Source organism: Autumnicola aciditolerans, from assembly GCF_041679265.1.
In the GTDB taxonomy this organism is placed as follows: domain Bacteria; phylum Bacteroidota; class Bacteroidia; order Flavobacteriales; family Flavobacteriaceae; genus Autumnicola.
This window is the reverse complement of sequence record NZ_JBGFSM010000036.1, coordinates 2,516-5,789: the sequence shown is the minus strand read 5'-3', so window position 1 is coordinate 5,789 and position 3,274 is coordinate 2,516. Positions and strand designations below refer to the sequence as shown.

Sequence of the window (3,274 nt, the reverse complement as noted above, 5' to 3'; positions counted from 1 at the left end):
TATTAAATGATAATATGGAAGAAGGCGGTGGTAAAGACAAGCCTTCTTTTCATTTTACGAGGCCATCCCCGGGAACTTATCCCTACCAGTTTTTTTGGGACACCTGTTTTCACGTGTTTATATTTTGTGCCCTTGGAGAGCATGAAATGGCGAAAAACCACGTGAGAAGCCTTTTTGCCTTGCAGGCTGAAGATGGCTTTGTGGGGCACATGATCTACTGGGACAGGCTTAAACCGGGTAGGTGGACAGATATATTCCAGTCTTTGCCAAGGTTTAAAAATTTGTATAAAAGCCATATGAGTGCTATTATCCAGCCTCCCTTGATCGCACAGGCAGTGGAACGCATTTACAAAGATTCCAACGACAAAGAATTTCTGAAAGAAATGTTTCCAAAGCTGAAGAAATACTACAGCTGGCTGGCCAATAACCGGGATTTTGAGGATGATAAACTGCTCACCATTATTTCTACTTTTGAATCTGGAATGGATTGGAAACCCACTTTTGATATACCGGCGGGATTTACGCCCGGTAAAGCGAACTGGAAATTATTTTCCAGGGTCACGGGTATCGATTTCAGGAATTACGTGAATAATTATAACTACAAAAAAATTTACGAGAAAGGCTATTTCCTGGTGAAGGAAGTTGGTTTTAACACTATTTACGTTCAAAATTTAAGGGCAATGGCAAGCCTTTGCGAAATTATGGAAGATCCTGATGCAGAATCTTATAATACACTTTCAGATAAAGTAGAAGAAAGTATTATCAAGCTTATGTATAACAAAGAAGATAATGCATTTTATGATTGTTACGGAAAGGACAATAAACAGATTAAGATCCTTACTCCTACTGTTTTTTACCCGGTCATTCTAAAAGGTATATCCGAAGAAATGCGTAAAGCGGTAATGGACAGGCACTTTTTTAACAGTGAAGAGTTCCGTACCAAATATCCCATTCCTTCAGTAGCTAAAAAGGAAGCTGCATTTAACCCCAAACAGTCCATTTATATCTGGCGGGGCCCAACATGGATTGTCAATAACTGGTATTTGCATAAGTTTTTTATCAATACAGGTTATATGGATGAAGCTAGAAAAATGGTAAATAGTTTTAGGGAACTTATAGCCAAAAGCGGATTTCGGGAATATTACAATCCATTTACCGGAGAGGGTTATGGTGCCCATAATTTTACCTGGGGCGGGTTAATTATAGATATGATAAAGATGGAAGAAGAACATGAAAAAGCCTGAGAAGGATTTTTACTAAAAACGATCATACTTTATTCCACCAATTAGAAATACCTTTTATTTCTTCGGAGGACTTTTTCTGTTTTGTTCATTGATCTTCTTTTCACTTAGCAGAAATGCCACCAGGGCTTTCATTTCTCCGCTGGATAAAGATCCGCCGTAGGCGGGCATATCAGCACTCCCATTGGAAATCTGTAAGACAATCTGCTGTTCATCCAGCCTGTTTTCCACTTCAGTAAGTTCCGGCCCATTACTTCCTCCCTGCTCTCCTATTTTATGGCAATAAATGCATTTCATATCATAAAACAAATGCTTACCTCTTTCTGCCATAGCATTAGAATCTGGAATGCTAACATAATCTGCTAAGGGTTCTGCTTTAAAAGCAGGCACCCAGTCTGCTTTTAATCCGGCATACGTTAAAGAGCCCACAATAGCAATGGTAAGCGCAACTCCTGCCATAGCCCAGGGCCTTGTTAAAGGGCTGCGTTCTCCCCCACAGCTAAGAAAGGGAATAGAAAAAAGCAGGATAATCCCTAACAACGGGCCAAAAAATAAAAAATAGGGTTCCAAAAACCGGTTCATCAATGCGAATATGGCATAGATCCATTTAAAATACCAATCTGGTTTGGGCTCAATTTCCAGAATTGTGGGATCTGCCGGTTTCGTTAATTCCGGCGCACCTACAAGCCATGCCAGCAAAATCAAACCGATTAAAACGGCCAGGCTAAAAACCACATCTCTCCAGATAACATCAGGAAAAAATGGCACTCCTTTTTTCTTGAGCATTTTTTGGTACCATTGCCGGTAAGTTTTTGGATCTATTATTCTTCCAGGCTTTGGAGGTTCAGAAATACCATTGCGAAAAACAAGAAACAGGTGATATCCCACAATACTGAAAAGCAGCGCGGGGAAGAGAAATACATGCATGGCAAAATACCTGTTTAAGGTGTCCCCGCCCAATGTAGCTCCTCCAATAAAAAAATGGGCAATGGCATCGCCAACAAAGGGAATTCTTCCAGTTTGCTCCGCCACCAGGACACCCGTCCAGATCGCGTTGCTGTCCCAGCGCAGCAACTGGCCTGTCATAGCCATGGTAAGAGTTATTCCCAACAGTAATATTCCCGTTATCCAGCTCATTTCCCGCGGATATTTATAAGCGGCAGTAAGGTACACCCTAATCATATGAGCCCCAAGGAGGACCACCATTCCCGATGCTCCCCAGTTATGGAGGCCACGAATGAAACTCCCCATAAAAGCCTGGTTTTCTATATACTGCAAAGACTGGTATGCCGCGTTAACAGAAGGCTGATAAAGAAAAGCCAGGGCGATGCCGGTGAATACCTGTACGGTTAAACAAAATAAGGTGGCGCTTCCCCATACATAGTTCCAGCCGGTGCCGGGAGGAACCAGGTGCTCCTTAAGGGGCTTCAGCAATTCTGAAAACCCTCCTCTGTCATTCAGCCATTTACCGATTTTACGTAATTTCTTCTTCACACATCAATATTTGTTACCGGGATAGCTTCGGTTTCAAGTTCTACAATTCCGTTTTTAACTCTTAAAGGATAAGCATATAAACCGCGATTTGGCGGCCCGGCGGCACGGGATCCGTCCCGGTAAAAAGCGCCGCCATGGCAGGGGCAAAAGAACATTTGCGGAGATTCTTCCCATCTTACGGGACAACCCAGGTGGGAGCAGTTCACGCTAAACGCAATTAGTTGGTCTTCTTCATCCCTTCTTATATATGCCGCAGATTCATCAATTTTACCACTCCAGTCATACCTGGAGGCATTTCTAAAAGTCACTTTTTTTGTTTCCCCAACTTTAAAATCATTAAGCTTTCCTATTTCCCTCCATACGGTCCTGCGGTTGCCTATTACCGGTTCCAGCAGGTTGTTGAGCAAAGGAAGCGACAAAAAAGTCCCTATTAAGGCCACAATACCGCCAATGAGCTTTGATAAAAAGCTCTTACGCCCCATTTTATTTTCTTCGGAATTTTGCTCGCAATTACAACTCATCGTTTTCCGGTTTTTTTT

General features: G+C 42.3%; 3 protein-coding genes. 1 reads left to right on the top strand and 2 read right to left on the bottom strand.

What is annotated here, in order from left to right; all coding sequences use genetic code 11:
• The coding region (locus AB8M93_RS18295; protein ID WP_373060363.1) for an amylo-alpha-1,6-glucosidase at window positions 1–1,244 on the top strand (1,244 nt) is incomplete at its 5' end.
• A gap of 54 nt (window positions 1,245–1,298) precedes the next feature.
• Here the strand turns inward: AB8M93_RS18295 and AB8M93_RS18290 are convergent.
• Together AB8M93_RS18290 and AB8M93_RS18285 are read right to left on the bottom strand one after the other, a co-directional pair.
• Window positions 1,299–2,735: a cytochrome b N-terminal domain-containing protein gene (locus AB8M93_RS18290; protein ID WP_373060361.1), complete on the bottom strand. Its 1,437-nt coding sequence runs from the start codon at window positions 2,733–2,735 to the stop codon at window positions 1,299–1,301.
• Window positions 2,732–3,274: QcrA and Rieske domain-containing protein (locus tag AB8M93_RS18285; RefSeq protein ID WP_373060359.1), on the bottom strand; the 543-nt coding region annotated here is incomplete at its 5' end. The genes AB8M93_RS18290 and AB8M93_RS18285, both read right to left, overlap by 4 nt.